20 protein-coding genes are annotated in these 16,813 nt (G+C 38.0%); 14 read left to right on the top strand and 6 right to left on the bottom strand.

The genetic code is table 11. From position 1 onward, the window contains the following. The first annotated feature begins 56 nt into the window (after positions 1-56). The 4 genes from AC2YJL_RS21195 (at position 57) to AC2YJL_RS21180 (ending at position 3,080) form a co-directional block, all read left to right on the top strand. Positions 57-359 carry a YunC family protein gene (locus tag AC2YJL_RS21195; RefSeq protein WP_013059641.1) on the top strand — a complete coding sequence of 101 codons (303 nt, stop codon included), beginning with the start codon at positions 57-59 and terminating at the stop codon, positions 357-359. Positions 360-448: 89 nt separating this feature from the next. Next, complete coding sequence (gene yunB, locus AC2YJL_RS21190; protein ID WP_013059640.1) at positions 449-1,201, top strand: sporulation protein YunB; 753 nt, start codon at positions 449-451, stop codon at positions 1,199-1,201. A gap of 248 nt (positions 1,202-1,449) precedes the next feature. Next, positions 1,450-2,964 carry a sodium-dependent transporter gene (locus AC2YJL_RS21185; protein WP_251568971.1) on the top strand — a complete coding sequence of 505 codons (1,515 nt, stop codon included), beginning with the start codon at positions 1,450-1,452 and terminating at the stop codon, positions 2,962-2,964. Further along, entirely contained in the window at positions 2,964-3,080 is a 117-nt protein-coding gene (locus AC2YJL_RS21180; RefSeq protein WP_107918137.1) for a methionine/alanine import family NSS transporter small subunit, read from the top strand. Before AC2YJL_RS21185 ends, AC2YJL_RS21180 begins: the two co-directional genes overlap by 1 nt. Before the next feature lie 30 nt (positions 3,081-3,110). Here the strand turns inward: AC2YJL_RS21180 and AC2YJL_RS21175 are convergent, their stop codons facing one another. Next, positions 3,111-4,112, bottom strand: coding sequence for a M23 family metallopeptidase (locus tag AC2YJL_RS21175; RefSeq protein ID WP_285852940.1), 1,002 nt, complete (start codon positions 4,110-4,112; stop codon positions 3,111-3,113). Between the two features lie 316 nt (positions 4,113-4,428). Between AC2YJL_RS21175 and lipA the strand changes: the two genes are divergently transcribed. After that, positions 4,429-5,328 (top strand): lipoyl synthase, encoded by a 900-nt coding sequence (lipA, locus tag AC2YJL_RS21170; RefSeq protein WP_050688959.1) that lies wholly within the window; start codon positions 4,429-4,431, stop codon positions 5,326-5,328. A gap of 38 nt (positions 5,329-5,366) precedes the next feature. Here the strand turns inward: lipA and AC2YJL_RS21165 are convergent, their stop codons facing one another. Beyond that, positions 5,367-6,008, bottom strand: a complete 642-nt coding sequence (locus tag AC2YJL_RS21165; protein WP_013059636.1) for a YhcN/YlaJ family sporulation lipoprotein — start codon at positions 6,006-6,008, stop codon at positions 5,367-5,369. Positions 6,009-6,204: 196 nt separating this feature from the next. Between AC2YJL_RS21165 and AC2YJL_RS21160 the strand changes: the two genes are divergently transcribed. Further along, a complete protein-coding gene (locus tag AC2YJL_RS21160) occupies positions 6,205-6,480 on the top strand; it encodes a YutD family protein (protein WP_028409603.1) in 276 nt (91 codons plus the stop codon). A gap of 49 nt (positions 6,481-6,529) precedes the next feature. On the opposite strand, the gene AC2YJL_RS21155 is transcribed toward AC2YJL_RS21160, so the two are convergent. Beyond that, complete coding sequence (locus tag AC2YJL_RS21155; RefSeq protein WP_013059634.1) at positions 6,530-6,796, bottom strand: DUF3055 domain-containing protein; 267 nt, start codon at positions 6,794-6,796, stop codon at positions 6,530-6,532. A gap of 162 nt (positions 6,797-6,958) precedes the next feature. Between AC2YJL_RS21155 and AC2YJL_RS21150 the strand changes: the two genes are divergently transcribed. After that, on the top strand, positions 6,959-7,396 hold the full coding sequence (locus tag AC2YJL_RS21150; RefSeq protein ID WP_230933760.1) for a DUF86 domain-containing protein: 438 nt from the start codon (positions 6,959-6,961) through the stop codon (positions 7,394-7,396). Between the two features lie 74 nt (positions 7,397-7,470). Then, on the top strand, positions 7,471-8,241 hold the full coding sequence (locus AC2YJL_RS21145; protein WP_013059632.1) for a TIGR01457 family HAD-type hydrolase: 771 nt from the start codon (positions 7,471-7,473) through the stop codon (positions 8,239-8,241). Between the two features lie 37 nt (positions 8,242-8,278). On the opposite strand, the gene AC2YJL_RS21140 is transcribed toward AC2YJL_RS21145, so the two are convergent. Further along, a complete protein-coding gene (locus AC2YJL_RS21140; RefSeq protein ID WP_013059631.1) occupies positions 8,279-8,779 on the bottom strand; it encodes a phosphatidylglycerophosphatase A family protein in 501 nt (166 codons plus the stop codon). 176 nt (positions 8,780-8,955) lie between these two features. Here AC2YJL_RS21140 and yutH point away from each other — a divergent pair, with 176 nt between their 5' ends. The 5 genes from yutH to thrB all read left to right on the top strand — a co-directional run bounded on the left by yutH (position 8,956) and on the right by thrB (position 14,576). After that, a complete protein-coding gene (gene yutH, locus AC2YJL_RS21135) occupies positions 8,956-9,957 on the top strand; it encodes a spore coat putative kinase YutH (protein ID WP_230933759.1) in 1,002 nt (333 codons plus the stop codon). Positions 9,958-10,074: 117 nt separating this feature from the next. Beyond that, on the top strand, positions 10,075-11,064 hold the full coding sequence (locus AC2YJL_RS21130) for a 2-hydroxyacid dehydrogenase (protein ID WP_230933758.1): 990 nt from the start codon (positions 10,075-10,077) through the stop codon (positions 11,062-11,064). A gap of 241 nt (positions 11,065-11,305) precedes the next feature. Further along, positions 11,306-12,607: a homoserine dehydrogenase gene (locus AC2YJL_RS21125; RefSeq protein WP_013059628.1), complete on the top strand. Its 1,302-nt coding sequence runs from the start codon at positions 11,306-11,308 to the stop codon at positions 12,605-12,607. Beyond that, complete coding sequence (gene thrC, locus AC2YJL_RS21120) at positions 12,607-13,668, top strand: threonine synthase (RefSeq protein ID WP_025752680.1); 1,062 nt, start codon at positions 12,607-12,609, stop codon at positions 13,666-13,668. The genes AC2YJL_RS21125 and thrC overlap by 1 nt, the downstream gene beginning before the upstream one ends. Continuing rightward, entirely contained in the window at positions 13,662-14,576 is a 915-nt protein-coding gene (gene thrB, locus AC2YJL_RS21115) for a homoserine kinase (protein ID WP_230933757.1), read from the top strand. The genes thrC and thrB overlap by 7 nt, the downstream gene beginning before the upstream one ends. A gap of 89 nt (positions 14,577-14,665) precedes the next feature. Here thrB and AC2YJL_RS21110 read toward each other — a convergent pair whose 3' ends face one another. Next, the gene (locus AC2YJL_RS21110; RefSeq protein WP_013059625.1) at positions 14,666-14,896 is read right to left on the bottom strand and encodes a NifU family protein; all 231 of its coding nucleotides are present in this window, start codon (positions 14,894-14,896) and stop codon (positions 14,666-14,668) included. Between the two features lie 193 nt (positions 14,897-15,089). Here AC2YJL_RS21110 and AC2YJL_RS21105 point away from each other — a divergent pair, with 193 nt between their 5' ends. After that, a complete protein-coding gene (locus tag AC2YJL_RS21105) occupies positions 15,090-15,416 on the top strand; it encodes a YuzD family protein (protein WP_013059624.1) in 327 nt (108 codons plus the stop codon). A gap of 43 nt (positions 15,417-15,459) precedes the next feature. On the opposite strand, the gene AC2YJL_RS21100 is transcribed toward AC2YJL_RS21105, so the two are convergent. Beyond that, on the bottom strand, positions 15,460-16,524 hold the full coding sequence (locus tag AC2YJL_RS21100; RefSeq protein WP_028409598.1) for an NAD(P)/FAD-dependent oxidoreductase: 1,065 nt from the start codon (positions 16,522-16,524) through the stop codon (positions 15,460-15,462). Positions 16,525-16,813: the final 289 nt, after the last annotated feature.

The raw sequence follows: 16,813 nt of genomic DNA, 5'->3' as shown, positions 1-16,813 counted from the left end.
AAACCTCACTTTTTTCTTTCAAAATCATAAATTGATTAAGAAAGGAGTGAGTTATTATGATCACCTTAGCGCCTATCGTAATTGAAGGTCATACGTTTAATGCAGTTACCGTATTGCTGCCAAAAACAACTCTGTTAACAATTTCATCAGATAAAGGGTACATTATGTGCGGAGCACTAGACGTAGGTCTATTAAATGATAAATTAGCTGATCGTCAAATAATAGCTGGAAGAGCTGTAGGCGTACGTACAATTGAGCAGCTTCTTGAAGCGCCTCTTGAATCTGTAACGCTTGAAGCTGAAAAAAGAGGGATTTTTAAAGGGACAATTGGCAAAGATGCTTTATTGAAAATGCTTTAATATAGTGGAAAATTTAAGATAAAACTTTTTAAAAGAAGCGTGAACCTCCTTATACATGCATACATATAGCTTGTAAGGAGGGATTTTTTTTGGTTAAACTTCGTCGGAAATTAACAAGAAAAGGCCCGCTTCCTTTTCGCTACGTTCTGTTGCTCACCTTTCTTTTTTTTATGCTTTCTACAGGGGTAGGATTATGGCTAATTAATAGAGGGATTGAACCCACGTTAATGAAATATGCTGAAGCACAAACAAAAGAGATTGCAACTTTAGTTATTAATAAAGCGGTGAATAAACAGGTACTTGATCAGCTGGACGTAGATGTTATTAAAGTTGAATCTACACCTAACGGTCAAGTAGCTAAAATTGACACAGCGCTTGTAAATCGGGTTAGAGCTCAGACTACGTCATTTGTTCAAGCTAATTTAAAAGAGGCAGAAAAAGGGAATTTAGATGCACTTGAACTTCCAACAGATATTCGTATTGAAAAAAATGAAAAGCTTCGGAATCAAGGAATTGTATACCAAGTTCCTCTTGGGCAAGCAACTAATAATGCGCTGCTTGGAAATCTAGGTCCGCTGATTCCGGTTAAATTTCATGCTATTGGTGACGTTCAAACAGACGTAGTGCGAAAAATCGAGGAATATGGAATAAATAATGCGTTTCTTGAAGTATCCATCAAAGTAAAAGTAAACATGCAAATCATTATCCCGTTTGCAACGAGAAAAACAACCGTTACGGCTACAATTCCTGTAGGGGGGACTGTTATCCCTGGAAATGTTCCTGATTATTTTAACGGTGGAAATTCGTCTTCTCCGGCAATTGAACTTCCGAAGAAAAATTAACAATATTATATTAACGTGATAAAGTGTTATTTAAAAAGCAGGTGCGGAAGTTCAGAAATACTTTCATATCTGCTTTTATTCATTGGAATATTTATCTGAATTTTCTATGAAAAATATTTTGACATACTATCTTCTCCCTTCTATAATTTGAGATAGGAAGTTATAGAAAGAATAATCTAAAAATTATAAAAATTTTCGTTGATCTACGATAAAAAGAGAGTAGAGAGAGAATAAGAGGGGGAATTACAGTGGAAAATAGGCCGCAGTGGGGATCAAGAGCAGGTTTTATTTTAGCAGCAGCAGGGTCAGCAATTGGACTAGGGAATATATGGAGGTTTCCGGCTACTGCATATGAAAACGGAGGAGGAGCATTTTTTCTTCCCTATTTATTTGCTTTGTTGACGGCAGGAATTCCTATTTTAATCATGGAGTTTGCTATAGGTCATAAATATAAAGGTTCCTCTCCTTTATCGTTAGCGAGACTAAGTCCAAAGGCTGAGTGGCTGGGCTGGTGGCAAGTAGCTATTTCATTTTTTATTTCCGTTTACTACTCTGTCATTATTGCATGGGCGATGTCGTATTTTATCTTTTCATTTAAGTTAAGCTGGGGAAAGGATACGGAAGCGTTCTTATATGGAGATTACTTAAAATTAGCTGAAGCACCAGGACAAACAGGAAGCATCGTATTACATGTTTTAATTCCGCTTGTACTTGTATGGATTGTAACATTAGGTGTGTTATTAAAGGGAATCAAAAAAGGAATTGAAGCAGCAAACAAAATCTTTTTACCAACACTAATTGTTCTATTTTTAATCATTGTCATTCGAGCAGTAACATTGGACGGAGCAATGGAAGGTCTGCACGCTTTCTTTAAACCAAACTGGAGCGCAATTGGAGATGGAAAGGTTTGGATTGCAGCATATGGTCAAATTTTCTTTAGTTTATCTGTTGGTTTTGCTATTATGATCACTTATTCCAGTTACCTTCCAAAAAAATCTGATTTAACTAATAATGCGTTTATTACTGGATTCGGTAATTCTGCTTTTGAATTACTAGCAGGAATCGGTGTGTTTAGCGCACTTGGGTTTATGGCTACTCAGCAAGGTATCCCAATCGATAAGGTGGTTCAGGGAGGGGTAGGACTAGCCTTTGTTGTTTTCCCGCAAATTATTAATGAATTTCCGGCCTTTAAACAGCTGTTTGGAATGTTATTCTTTGCTTCCTTAACATTAGCAGGATTAACGTCGCTTATTTCAATTATTGAAACATTTGTAGCAGGCATTCAAGATAAATTTACTATCTCACGTACAAAATCTGTATTAATAGGCGGAGGAATCGCTTCAATTTGCTCGCTATTATTTGCAACACAAGGCGGACTTTATTTCTTAGATGTGGTCGATTATTTCATTAATAACTTCGGGGTTGCTTTAGCAGGCTTAGTAGAAGTTGTATTAGTTGCTTGGGTATTTAAAAAGCTGAGCAGCCTTCAGCAGCATGCAAACGAATTTTCTGATATCCGAATCGGTTCATGGTGGAAGATATGTTTAGGAGTAGTTACACCACTTGTACTTGGGTATATGATGTTTGATAACTTCCGAAAAAATATTTCGGAAAACTACGAACAGTATGCAACGGCTTTTGTAGGTCCTTTTGGTTGGGGCGTGGCAGCTCTGGCTGTTATTTTAGGCATTGCTTTTTCTTTTGCACGATGGAAAGATGGGACGATTCGTTTGTCAGTTAAAGAGAAGGGGGTTTCTAAATAATGGATGGAAGTTCAATGACAATGATGGTTGTAGGGATGGTCATCATATGGGGCGGCTTGGCCGCAAGTATTGCTCATGCTGTGAAAAAAGCAAAAGAAAGTAAAGCATCAGGATAAAAAAACAGGAAGCATCAGCTTCCTATTTTTTTATTTTTTCTTTAGTTCTAAACGATCATTTCGTTCCCACGTTCTTAACTGAGGATATGGATCAAACGACCACTCATTTTTGCCGTTATCTTTATACATTCCATAGTGCAAGTGAGGAGGGAATTTCCCAGAAGTTCCAGGAGGTCCATAACCGGAACTTCCTACTCCGCCAATGAGTGTTCCTGGTTCTACAATTTGTCCTACTTTTAAATTTTTTGCAAATCCGCTTAAATGAGCTAAATAGTGATAGTTGTTGTGAAGGTCACGAATACCAATTCGCCAGCCTCCATATTTATTCCATCCTTTAAGCTCAATAATGCCATAGCAAGGGGATTTTACTGGAACTCCGTAATCTGCAAAAATGTCTGTTCCTTCATGAATTCGTTTGCCACCCCAGCCGCGCGCATCTCCCCATGTACTGCGATAACTGTAGTTCGCACGGAGAGGCACTGGAAATGAAGAACCTTTTAAATCAATCCGACCGTAATGGCGAAAAATTTTGGCATTCCCTAAAATAATATCAACTGCTTTAGCCCGGTGATAATAGTTCCAAAGCGCAATTTTAATATAGTCTTCGGACACCCCGAACGTCCGAATATAATTTGCCATTGTAAAAAGCATATCTTCATCATTAAATTGGTCTGCTTTTTTGTCTCCGTTCCCATCTTTGCCCATTCCCCCGAGCAGAGAAATCGTAAGTGGGTTTGTATCTTCCAAATTCGGATTTAAAGAACCTGACCATTTTTCTGGAGGGTAATAAATGGCGATCGCGCCTTTCTCTCTTGGAATATCTTTATGAGAGCGTCGAATATTTCGTTCATACTGGTCAATCCCAGCAAAGTAATACCAAGGAATCGTAGTAGCGGCTTCCATTTGTTTATACAGCTCTAATCTCTTTTGAATAAGTATTTTTTCTTGATCTGCTGCTGATTCAGCTGTTACGTGGTGCCATCCTGTGAATATAGACATGAACATAAAAAGTAAGATAATCGTTTTGCGCATCGTGTTTCCCCCTTTCTAAAAATAGTGTGTAACACTAGTTTGCAGCGAGAAAAAAGATTTCATAAATATTAATTAATGGAAATCGCTTCAAAACTTTTTTAAAGAATTTTATTCAGAAGATAAATGGAAATTATACGGAGGATGAAAACGCACACATTTGAATGGAAAATAGAAGAAAACTGAGGAAAATAAAGAGCAGACAACTTGTCGAATCTCACTTTTTTATGATAAAGTGACATATAGTTATGTTTTTAATATGTAGTTAAAATTAAGCATATAGGTTATAGACATTTTCTAGATTGGTGGAGTTGATAATATGGCAACAAAAGAAGAGCATGTCCGCAAACCCGAGTGGCTGAAGATTAAGCTAAACACAAACGAAAATTACACAGGCTTAAAGAAAATGATGCGTGAGAAAAACCTTCATACAGTTTGTGAAGAAGCAAGATGTCCGAATATTCATGAGTGTTGGGCTGTTCGTCGTACGGCAACTTTTATGATTTTGGGAGAAGTATGTACACGTGCCTGTCGTTTTTGCGCGGTTAAGACAGGTTTACCAACAGAATTAGATTTAGAAGAGCCAGAACGCGTAGCGGATTCTGTGCAGCTAATGAACTTAAAACATGCGGTTATTACAGTAGTAGCTCGCGATGATTTAAAAGACGGAGGAGCAAGCGTATTAGCTGAAACAATTCGTGCGATTCGTCGTAAAAATCCATTCACAACAATTGAAGTATTGCCTTCTGATATGGGCGGTGTGGAAGAGAACTTACGTATTGTAATGGATGCACGTCCTGATATTTTAAATCATAATATTGAAACAGTACGCAGCCTTACTCCTCGTGTTCGTGCTCGTGCTAAATATGATCGTTCTCTTGAGTTCCTTCGCCGTGCAAAAGAAATGCAGCCGGATATTCCTACGAAATCAAGTATCATGCTTGGTCTAGGAGAAACAAAAGAAGAAATTATTGAAACGATGGATGATTTGCGTGCAAATAATGTAGATATTATGACGCTAGGCCAATATCTACAGCCAACTAAAAAGCACATAAAAGTTCAAAAATATTACCATCCAAATGAATTTGAAGAGCTAAAAGAAATTGCATTATCAAAAGGATTCAGCCATGTTGAAGCAGGTCCTCTTGTACGTTCTTCTTACCATGCAGATGAGCAAGTTAACGCTGCTGCAAAAAACAAAGCACAAGAAAGCAAATAAGGTAAAAAAGGTGATGATATGCTCATCACCTTTTTTGTTTATTCGACCATATCTTTGTCCGTCATCGGTTCATTCAATTCGTTTTTCTCTCTTCCATTTGCATCTTCTCCGCCGTTCATTTTACGCCCTTGGGGAGATTTCAGCATTTGTTGAATAACGGCATCGATTCGTTTTCTAGCATCATTCGTTTGCGTATTCATTTCACTGATATTTTCGATTTGGTCCATCTGTTTCGGATTATCTGAGACGTATACATGATAATAACGAGGAACTACAGACATAGCTGTACGTTTTACCTGATCGGCTGCGTTATTCCGGTTTTTAGCATCTGTTTTATAAGCAACAAGCACATCTTTATCGGTTACTAGCGTAGCGGCTTGCTTAATATTTGGTATAGCGGTGCTCAGTTTACTAATATTATCGGCTGCTTCTTCTCGATTAAATGTTCCTACTTGGTTCATATTGGAATTTTGCTCATTTGTGTTTTTAGTGTATCGGACATATCCATAATTTGTGCCGCTATTATTATTTGGATTATAATAATGATTAGGCTCGTTTACATTAATGGCATCTGGGTTGTTTGGTGATAAATTTTCATTTTCAGCTGTGTTTTTATTTTGACAGCCAATGGTTAAAATACTTGTTATCAAAGCGATTCCAAGAATAGATTTCTTCACCATTTCCACCTCCTGTAGTTAAATATCGTACGCCAGGTAAACCGGCGAACCTTCATGTGGAGCATAAAAGATCAGTAGGTATACCGATAAAACTCCTACAGGATTAGAGTGCTGCTTATACGTGAAAAATTTCATGTTAATTGATGGTTTCATCATCATAATTATGGTATGGTAAATTTTAAGAGAAGAGGTGTGAGCAATGGTCTGTATCAATAATATTTGTTATGAAGTATTAAGAGATGAGCGCGAGGCATTTAATGAAGAGGCGTTTAGAGGTCGCTTTATTGACGTGCTGAGCCGCTATGACTATATTGTGGGAGATTGGGGATACAATCAGCTTCGACTGCGAGGCTTTTTTGATGACCGAAATCAAAAGGCAACGTATGATACGAAGATTAGTACGCTTCAAGACTATTTACATGAATATTGTAATTTTGGCTGTGCGTATTTTGTTTTAAAAAAAGTCCATAAGTAAAAAAAGGCAAGCCGAAGACACTAATTGTCCTTCACGCTGCCTTTTTTTTTTAGATGATTTCATATAAAAATTCGCGAAGTTCCTGACCGTCTTCACTGTTTAATTTAAATACTTCTTCAAGATAGTTTGGTTCTTCAAGGTCATCTTGTCCAATGATGGCAAAGCGTCCTCCTTGAATATCAAGAACAACTTGTTTGCCATAATAACGGTCGGTTTGGATAATAGCTAAATCAAATCGTTGATTTTCGCCCATAAAGCTGACAAACCTGGTCTTTGTAGATACAACATCATCATATAGATAAAAGCGTTCGCTCATAGGTATACTCCTTTCATAGGTTGTATTTGTATCATATCAAATAAGGTCAAAAACAAAAATGAATTTATCAAATGGATAATGGGTCATGATAAAATAGAACAGGAACCCCGTTTGTTTATGAAAAAAGATTTATAGAGAGCTGACAACTAGGGAGGAAATAATATGTACTTTGTAGATCGTGAAAAAATAGAAGCCACGCTTGTTTTTTTTGATGAACATGTTCGTTTGTTTTCTGAGCATTCGAGCTGGAACACAGAAATAGAGAAAAAGGCATTAGAGAGAATTGTACATCTTTTAATTGAAAACGTTTTAGATGTAGGAAATGCAATGATTGATGGGTTTATTATGAGAGATCCAGGCAGTTACGACGATATCATTGACATTTTAGTTGATGAGAAAGTGGTTAAAAAAGAGGAAGAAACGCCATTAAAAGAGATTGTTCAATTGCGTAAAAGCCTTGTTCAAGAATATGTGGATGTTAATCATCAGGATATTTATCAAAAAGTGATGCAGCATAAAGACGTACTGGCAGCATTTTCAGAGCGCGTAAGGACATATCTAGAGACAGAGTTAGGACCTGTGTCTGCTTTTCGTAACTAAAGGCAAGCAAGTTGTAGTTGTATAAAAAATAAGCTATGATTTCAAGTATGAGACTTGAAAGGAGATCACACAACATGAAGGAATATAAAGGATATTTGATTGATTTAGACGGAACAATGTACAAAGGAACAGAGCTAATTGCCGAGGCGCGTGATTTTGTTATTAAATTAAAGGAAAAAGGAATTCCTTATTTATTTGTAACAAACAACTCCACAAAAACGCCCGATAAAGTAGCTGAAAAGCTAGAGGCATTTGGCATTCCTGCAACAGAAGAGCAAGTTTTTACAACGAGCCAGGCAACAGCTAATTATTTGCATGAACGCAAAGCAAACGCTTCAGCTTATGTAATTGGTGGAGAAGGAATCCGACATGCGCTGCTTGAAAAAGGATTTACCATTGAAGAGGAAGATACGGATTTCGTAGTTGTTGGTTTGGATCAGGAAATTACATATGAAAAATTAGCAAAAGCATGTTTAAACGTTCGAAACGGCGCCTTTTTTGTTTCAACTAACGGAGATATTGCGATTCCTACTGAAAGAGGCTTACTACCTGGTAATGGATCTATCACGTCCGTTATTACGGTTTCTACCCAAACAAATCCAGTATTTATTGGCAAACCAGAAAGTATTATTATGGAGCAAGCCCTTGAAGTCATCGGTACGCCAAAAGAAGAAACAATCATGATTGGTGATTACTATGATACAGATATTTTAGCAGGGATGAATGCAGGCTTAGATACATTACTAGTCCATACAGGGGTAACAACAAGAGAGTTACTAGAAGGATATGAGAAAAAGCCAACTTATACGGTAGATTCACTAAAAGAGTGGATGGAGCGAATTTAAAAAGCTGTCAATTGACAGCTTTTTTTGTTTTTTAAACCTATTCTTGACTGGCAGCCCGGTGCGCTAACCGGCTAGAAGCAGCGGCAGCAATTGCGCCTACTAAATCATCTAAGAAAGTGTGGCATTCTCCAGTCGATTTATCGTTTAATCGTTCTAGAATACCCGGCTTTTGTTTATCGATATACCCGTAATTGGTAAAGCCGATTGATCCGTACACATTTACAATCGACAATGCTAAAATCTCGTCGATACCGTATAAACCTTCGTCTTTCTCAAGAATATCCAACAGAGGCGGCTCAATCACTTTTTTTTCCGTGAGGACATCTAGTTGAATCCCCGTTAAAATAGCATTTTGAACTTCTCGTTTAGAAATGACGCGTTCAACGTTATATAAACAGTCTTCGATTGTTAAGTTTGGGTGATACTTTTTTTGCAAGTAATAGACCAGTTCAGCAATGTCTGTAAGAGCCACGCCGCGTTCTATTAACCATTCTCTTGCTTTTTTTTCTAACTCACTTTGTGTATGTTTTTTCTCCAAGTATCATCACCTGTTTTCTATATATTTTTAAGTCTAAAGTTGTTTCATACTACTAACCCGGAGTAAATAACTATAAATGGTGTATTTCTAATCTATTCATTCCTCCGTAAATATTATGACAAGTAATGTTGTTTTCCATCATATAATTTCTTGAATGAATGAAGAGAGGGATTAAAATGATACAAACCATTTATGAGCATTACGGATTACGTCCAAATGAATTTATGCCCGTTGGTAAATTTGAAGGTTTTCAGTATCGAGATATTTTATATACAATCATTAATGTAAAGCAAATGGAACAAGACGAGTTAAATGAACTATATCAAATGAGTCAATTTCTGATGGGTCAAGGTGATCGCCATGTGGCAACATTTATGCCTAATTTGAATGGTGAAATGATTACAGAAACTGAAACTGAAAAATTTATCATTTGCCGCTGTCTTGCGGAAGAGAAAAACCCCAATTTTTCACCTGGGCACGAGCTAGCTGTTTTTCATCAAAAAGGGAGGCTGTTTCCTTATGAAGTGGAAAAAGCAAACCGGCTAGGGCAATGGAAGTCCATGTGGGAGAAGCGTCTCGACCAGATGGAGCAATTTTGGTATGGAAGATTACGTGCTTTGCCTAATCAAGAGATGGAAAAACGTTTTTTAGAAACTTTTCCTTATTATCTAGGATTAACGGAAAATGCTATTCAATACCTAGTAGACACGGAAATTGACGATTTGCCTCGTTCAGTTGACGCTGCGACGATTTGTCACCATCGGTTCGGCCAAAAAACATGGGGGGAAGACTACGTTTACAAGCTCCCAGCAGATTGGGTCTTCGATCACCCGAGCAGAGATATAGCTGAATATATAAGGGAACAATATTTATTAACATACGCTGTTGATGAAGGGCACATGCATCAGTTTTTAAGTGAATACGAAAAGGTAAATCCACTTTCTTCTTTTTCTTGGAGACTGTTATATGCTAGACTTCTTTTTCCCGTTCATTATTTTGAGGTCATTGAAGGGTATTACAGTGTACAAGATGAGAAGCAAAAACAAAAGTATTATGAGAAGCTGGAAGGAGTATTAGCTCATTCTTCTCACTACGAAGCTTTTCTGAAGCGCTTTTACCAGTCGGTGGGTATTTCAACGTCTCGTTATCACATTCCTGAATTAACATGGATTCATTAAAAAGCGATTACTATAGAATATGATAAAATAGAAAAATAGGTGTTGGATAATCCAAACCTGTTTTTCTATTTTGTTTTTGTGCATGCAGTTTAAAAAGGATAAAGAGGTGGCGTACATATGGACAAGCCGTTTGTATTTATTACGAGAAAAATACCGAATGAATTAATCGAACCTTTAAAGGCAGTAGCGAATGTGGAAATGTGGGATAAAGAAGATGAGGCAGTCCCTCATGAGCTGCTTTGTGAAAAAGCTAAGCACGCACATGCTCTATTAACAATGCTTTCAGATCGTATTGACAGTGAATTGCTTACGCAAGCTCCTCATTTAAAGATTGTAGCTAACTTGGCGGTCGGATTCGATAATATTGACGTAGAAGCGGCAACTGAACGAGGAGTTATCGTTTCTAATACGCCCGATGTTTTATCTGATACAACAGCAGATTTAACGTTTGGTTTATTAATGAGTGTAGCTAGACGTTTAGTAGAAGCTGCTGAATATGTGAAAGAAAATCAGTGGAAAAGCTGGAGTCCATTTTTGTTAGCAGGCAGAGATGTTCATCATAAAACATTAGGTATTGTTGGAATGGGGAAAATTGGAGAGACGCTTGCGAAACGTGCTACAGGTTTTGATATGGAAATTCTGTACCACAATCGAAGCCGCAACCTTCAAGCGGAAAAAAAGCTCGATGCAGTTTACTGTGAGTTAAATGAGCTGCTTGAACGATCTGATTTTGTTGTTTGTTTGACACCATTAACGGACGAAACCAAACATTTATTTAATGCATCAGCATTTGAACAGATGAAAAAAACTGCGATTTTTATTAATGCTTCAAGAGGAGCGGTGGTTGATGAGCAAGCATTGTTACATGCGATTCAATCTGGTGAAATTGCTGGAGCTGGCTTGGATGTATTCGATCAAGAGCCTATTTCTGCTTCTCACCCTCTTCTTCAGTTGCCTAACGTTATCGGGCTTCCTCATATCGGCAGTGCGAGTATCGAAACGCGCACGGAAATGATTTCTTTATGTGTTAAAAACATTAAAGCAGTACTTACAAACGAGTCTCCTATTACAATTGTAAATAAAGAAGCGTTTGCGAAAAAATCATAACAGAAAAAGACAATTTCATTTCGGTGAAATTGTCTTTTTTTTATTAAAAAACAGTGGGAGCCATGTTATGATAATAAAATGAAATATTTTAAAAATTTACATTTATCTTTATATACCAATTTTTTTAACGAGTTTACGAGAAAAGATGGCAAGTAAACCTTGTAAAAAAGAAAAATAAGGTCTATAATGTCCTCTATAAGAGAACAAATGTATACGTAGAAAGAACACAGAGGTGAGGAATATGACAAAAAGTATTTCAGTAGGATTATTAGGGTTAGGAACGGTAGGAAGCGGAGTAGTCAAAATTATTGAAAATCATCAGGATAAATTAAGTCATCAAGTCGGGTGTCCTGTAGAAGTTAAAAAAGTAGTAGTTAAAGATATTGATAAGAAACGTGACGTAGAAATCAGTGAAGATAAATTAACAACGAATGTTGAAGACGTTTTACATAACGCGGAGATTGACGTTGTCATTGAAGTAATGGGTGGCGTTGAAGAAACAAGGGATTATATCTTAACAGCCCTTCGTAATAAAAAGCATGTTGTAACGGCAAACAAAGATTTGATGGCGGTTTACGGCTCAGAATTGTTAACAGTAGCTTCTGAAAATAACTGTGATTTATTTTATGAAGCAAGTGTAGCTGGCGGTATTCCAATCCTTCGTGGATTAGCAGATGGGTTAGCATCTGATCGTATTACGAAGATGATGGGAATTGTAAATGGGACAACAAACTTCATTTTAACGAAAATGACAAAAGAAGGAAGCGCTTATGATGAAGTGTTAAAAGAAGCGCAGGATTTAGGATATGCTGAAGCGGATCCAACTTCTGACGTAGGTGGTTTAGATGCTGCTCGCAAAATGGCAATCTTGGCTACACTAGGATTTTCAATGAAAATTGACTTGGACGATGTTCGTGTTCAAGGTATTACAGAAGTAACGGAAGAAGACTTGCAATATAGTAAACAATTAGGCTATACGATGAAACTGATTGGATATGCACATCGTGACGGCGACAATGTAGAAGTTAGTGTTCAGCCAACTCTTTTAGCAGACACACATCCTCTTGCTTCAGTAAGCGATGAGTACAATGCTGTATATGTATACGGAGAAGCTGTCGGAGAAACGATGTTTTATGGACCGGGGGCAGGAAGCCTGCCAACTGCTACTGCTGTCGTATCAGATTTAGTAGGTGTTATGAAAAACATGCGTTTAGGTGTGAATGGTAAAAGTGCGGTAACGCCTCAGTATCCAAAACAGTTAAAAGCAGAAGATGAAATGTTCTCGAAGCATTTCTTACGTATTCATGTTAAAGATCAAGTTGGAGCATTTGCAAAATTAACAACACTATTTTCAGAGCGTGGCGTGAGCTTCGAAAAAATTATCCAACTTCCTGTGAAAGGAAGCGAATTAGCTGAGATTGTTGTTGTTACACACAAAACATCTCAAAAAGATTATGAGGAAATCCTTCAGCAGCTTCGGGATTTACCAATTGTAGAAAATGTAAAAAGCAGTTACCGCGTAGAGGGAGTTGGCACAGTATGATGTGGAAAGGTCTATTAGCTGAATATAAAGAATTTTTACCTGTAACAGAGAAAACACCTATGCTTACACTACATGAAGGAAATACGCCTTTAATTCATCTTGCTCATTTATCAAAAGAGCTAGGCATTGACTTACATGTAAAAGTAGAAGGGCTAAATCCAACGGGGTCATTTAAAGACCGCGGAATGGTAATGGCTGTAGCAAAAGCGAAAGAAGAAGGAAGCAATACGGTTATTTGTGCATCCACAGGTAACACATCTGCAGCTGCAGCAGCTTATGCATCACGCGCTGGCATGCGCTGTATCGTTGTTATTCCAAATGGAAAAATTGCGATGGGGAAATTAGCTCAAGCTGTTATGTATGGTGCAGAAATTGTAGCAATTGAAGGAAACTTTGACCAAGCGCTTTCTATGGTTCGTAAGCTAAGTGAAACATCACCTGTTGCACTTGTAAACTCTGTAAACCCATACCGTATTGAAGGGCAAAAAACAGCTTCTTTCGAAATTTGTGAACAGCTTGGAAAAGCGCCTGATGTTTTAGCTATTCCGGTAGGGAACGCAGGGAACATTACAGCTTACTGGAAAGGATTCAAAGAGTACAGTGAGCGTCATCAAACGTCTCTTCCTCACATGCACGGGTTTGAAGCAGAAGGTGCAGCGGCGATCGTACGTAACCAAGTTATCGAAAACCCAGAAACAATTGCAACGGCTATTCGAATCGGAAATCCAGCAAGCTGGGATTATGCTGTAAACGCAGCAAAAGAATCAAACGGAAAAATTGATGAAGTAACAGATGAACAAATCTTAGAAGCATATCGTACAATTGCACGCAAAGAAGGCGTATTTGCAGAGCCAGGTTCTTGCGCTTCAATTGCTGGTGTATTCAAAGATGTAGCTTCTGGTAAAATTGCAAAAGGTTCAACGGTAGTAGCTGTACTAACAGGTAACGGATTAAAAGATCCAAACGTAGCAATCGATGCTCATAATGTAAAGCCAGTGGTTTTACCAAATGATGAAGAAAAGGTATTTGAGTATATCCAAGGTGTCGTTGCTTCATGCTAGAAAATGAGCGTTTTGTCATTACGGTCCCAGCTAGCTCTGCTAATTTAGGGCCAGGATTTGATTCAATTGGAGTGGCTTTATCTCGCTACTTAAGATTAACAGTAGAGCGTCATGACGAATGGATTTTTATCCCTGAAACGAAAGAAGTACAAAGTATTCCTACAGGTACAGATAACTTAATGTATGAAGTGGCACAAGACGTGGCTCGTCAATTTAACATTGCTCTTCCAAGTGCGAAGGTCTCTGTTTGGAGCAACATTCCATTAGCAAGGGGACTTGGAAGCAGCGCATCAGCTATCGTAGCTGGAATCGAACTGGCTAATGTACTGTGTGACTTGCGTTTATCAAAAAGAGAAAAGCTTCGCATCAGCAGCTTAATGGAAGGACATCCCGATAACGTCAGCCCGTCTATTTATGGCGGCATCGTTGTTGGTTACCATCATGAAAATGAAACATATATTGCTCAAATACCTGAATTTGATGTCGATATCGTGATGGCTATTCCAGAATATGAATTAAAAACAACCGATGCTCGTGATGTGCTGCCTTCGGATATTAATTATCGCCATGCAGTAGAAGCTGGGGCAATCGGGAACATGCTAGTAGCGGCCCTGTTAAATAAAGATTTACCTCTGGTAGGCGAATTTATGGAGAAAGATTTATATCACGAACCTTATCGTATGAGACTCGTGCCAGAGCTTTCTCTTGTGCGAAAAGAAGCAAAAGCTCTCGGCGCATACGGTGTGTCACTAAGCGGAGCCGGTCCGAGTGTATTATGTTTAGCACCAAAAGGAAAAGGAAAAACGATTGCTGAACATATGCATGCTTTACTGCCGAACTGCGAAATAGATGTTTTACAAATTGATCGCAAAGGTGTATTTGTAGAAGCTGAAGTCACAACGAGTTAATAAAAAAATCCTCATTCATTTGAATGAGGATTTTTCATTCGCAAGCCCCAATAAAATGGGAGGTTGCTTTTATAATAAAATCAAAGAGATTAGAATACTTGTTCTACTTCAACTACACCAGGTACTTCTTCTAAAAGGGCACGTTCGATACCAGCTTTTAGCGTGATTGTTGAACTTGGGCAGCTTCCGCAAGCGCCTAAAAGACGTAACTTTACAATACCATCCTCTACGTCTACTAGCTCACAGTCTCCACCGTCGCGAAGTAAAAACGGACGAAGTTTTTCTAATACTTCTTGAACTTGCTCGTGCATTTCTGACATAACTATCGACTCCTTTCTTCTACTCTTATTATAAACGGTCTTTCATGAAAAATCTATCGGAGTATACACCGTAATGTTACCTTAAAAGAAAAAGATGTGCAATGAATCAGTTTTGTGTAAAATAGTATTCATAATGAAGTAAAAGTGTGAATAATCGTACAGTTTGTATGTAAAGATTCAAGGGGGATGTGCTATGCAATCAACTGAGGTAGAAGTGTGTATTTATGGAGCGGAAATTGTTTGTGCAAGCTGTGTTAATCTGCCGTCTTCAAAAGACACCTATGATTGGCTAGAGGCAGCGATTTCTCGCAAATATCCGAACCAGCCGTTTGCTATCACATATGTAGATATAAACGAGCCGCATACGGATCCGGAAAAAGCAGCCTTTGCCAAGCGTGTGATTGAGGAAGATTTATTCTATCCTGTAGTGGTTATTAATGGAGAAATTGTTGGGGAAGGCAATCCGAAATTAAAGCGCGTATTTGAGGAAATGGAGAAGTATGGTTTCTGCGCTTCATGATGAAAAAAGCCGTTAGATTGTCAGTCATCTAACGGCTTTTATTTTATCCACTATGGTGTTTATACATCCAAAGAATACCTGATTTTAATAATCGAGCTACGCGTCCTGTAATTGGACGTTCGGCAACTAAGCCAAATCCATGCTTTTTGCCTAATGAACCAAGTATGCCTTTTAATTTAATAGTTGGCAATTCATCTGGAAGCGCTTCGCCTTTCCAGCGATGAAGAAGTACTTGCACAATTTGTTCAGCCTGACCTTCTGCCAGCTGAGCGCTTGGTGCATGAGGTAGGCTTGCACAATCACCTAAAATGTAGACATTTTCATCGTCAGGCAAGTTATGGTATTTCGTTAATACGACGCGTCCTTGAGGATCTTTGTCTACGTCTAGATCGCGTACCACTTTATTTGGCTGGATACCTGCTGTCCAAACGATTGCATCGCTTTGAATGGGCTCATCATGATTGTAAAGAATGTTCGGTTCTACTTTTGTAATATTAGCACTATTTACGATTTCAACACCGTTTGAAGTAAACCAAGTTTGAACGTAATTACTTAAACGTTCTGGGAAAGCAGATAAAATTAATTTACCGCGGTCAAATAAGATGATTTTTAAATCCGGGCGGCTTTCTCTTAGCTCGCTTGCTAGTTCTACTCCGCTTAATCCAGCTCCTACAATTGAAACAGTAGCGTGGGCTGGCAAGTTGTTTAATGTCTGATAAGTTGCTCGTGAAGCATCAATGGATTGAATGCTGTATGTATGCTCAAGAGCTCCGGGAACTCCATGATATTTATCTTCGCATCCGAGTCCTACAATCAGGTCATCATAAGCGATCATTTGATCATCCACATAGACGCATTTCTCTTTCAGGTCTATGCGTTTTACACAGCCGTAGCGAATTTTTAAGCGAGGGTGTTCAGGAAAAGCAACACGAACATGCTGATCAGAGATTGTTCCAGCTGCAAGTGCATAGAATTCAGTTTTTAGTGAGTGATAAGGTGCTTTGTCAATAAGCGTTACTTCTACATCGTTAGGCAATTGATTCGGAAAAAGGCGCTGCAAAACGCGCATACCACCGTATCCGCCGCCCAGTATGACAAGGTTCTTCATGTGAATTTCCCCTTTAGCTTCATGCATTTTTGTTTTCTCTCTATTATTCTTGCTTTTAAGAATAAGAGAGTACAAATTACCGTTAATAAGGATGGTTGCCAAAAAGATATGAAAGGCTATATAAGATAACATATTTTACTTAAATAATAATTTAATATAACCTCGTTTGGTTTTCTATACATAAAAGTATAACTAAATTAATAAAAAACCACAATATGTTTCAACATAATTTCAAGCTATCCCTGTAATAAAGCTTTATTTATACTTTTTTTGAAAAAGTTTGTGAAGC

The organism is Priestia sp. SRI_019 (genome assembly GCF_057586255.1).
This window is presented reverse-complemented; position numbering and strand designations above follow the sequence as displayed.

Coding starts and splice junctions, on each gene's coding strand:
- AC2YJL_RS21195 (WP_013059641.1), top strand. CDS start 57: ATGATCACCTTAGCGCCTATCGTAATTGAAGGTCATACGTTTAATGCA.
- AC2YJL_RS21180 (WP_107918137.1), top strand. CDS start 2,964: ATGGATGGAAGTTCAATGACAATGATGGTTGTAGGGATGGTCATCATA.
- AC2YJL_RS21175 (WP_285852940.1), bottom strand. CDS start 4,112: ATGCGCAAAACGATTATCTTACTTTTTATGTTCATGTCTATATTCACA.
- lipA (WP_050688959.1), top strand. CDS start 4,429: ATGGCAACAAAAGAAGAGCATGTCCGCAAACCCGAGTGGCTGAAGATT.
- AC2YJL_RS21165 (WP_013059636.1), bottom strand. CDS start 6,008: ATGGTGAAGAAATCTATTCTTGGAATCGCTTTGATAACAAGTATTTTA.
- AC2YJL_RS21160 (WP_028409603.1), top strand. CDS start 6,205: ATGGTCTGTATCAATAATATTTGTTATGAAGTATTAAGAGATGAGCGC.
- AC2YJL_RS21155 (WP_013059634.1), bottom strand. CDS start 6,796: ATGAGCGAACGCTTTTATCTATATGATGATGTTGTATCTACAAAGACC.
- AC2YJL_RS21150 (WP_230933760.1), top strand. CDS start 6,959: ATGTACTTTGTAGATCGTGAAAAAATAGAAGCCACGCTTGTTTTTTTT.
- AC2YJL_RS21145 (WP_013059632.1), top strand. CDS start 7,471: ATGAAGGAATATAAAGGATATTTGATTGATTTAGACGGAACAATGTAC.
- yutH (WP_230933759.1), top strand. CDS start 8,956: ATGATACAAACCATTTATGAGCATTACGGATTACGTCCAAATGAATTT.
- AC2YJL_RS21130 (WP_230933758.1), top strand. CDS start 10,075: ATGGACAAGCCGTTTGTATTTATTACGAGAAAAATACCGAATGAATTA.
- AC2YJL_RS21125 (WP_013059628.1), top strand. CDS start 11,306: ATGACAAAAAGTATTTCAGTAGGATTATTAGGGTTAGGAACGGTAGGA.
- thrC (WP_025752680.1), top strand. CDS start 12,607: ATGTGGAAAGGTCTATTAGCTGAATATAAAGAATTTTTACCTGTAACA.
- thrB (WP_230933757.1), top strand. CDS start 13,662: ATGCTAGAAAATGAGCGTTTTGTCATTACGGTCCCAGCTAGCTCTGCT.
- AC2YJL_RS21110 (WP_013059625.1), bottom strand. CDS start 14,896: ATGTCAGAAATGCACGAGCAAGTTCAAGAAGTATTAGAAAAACTTCGT.
- AC2YJL_RS21105 (WP_013059624.1), top strand. CDS start 15,090: ATGCAATCAACTGAGGTAGAAGTGTGTATTTATGGAGCGGAAATTGTT.
- AC2YJL_RS21100 (WP_028409598.1), bottom strand. CDS start 16,524: ATGAAGAACCTTGTCATACTGGGCGGCGGATACGGTGGTATGCGCGTT.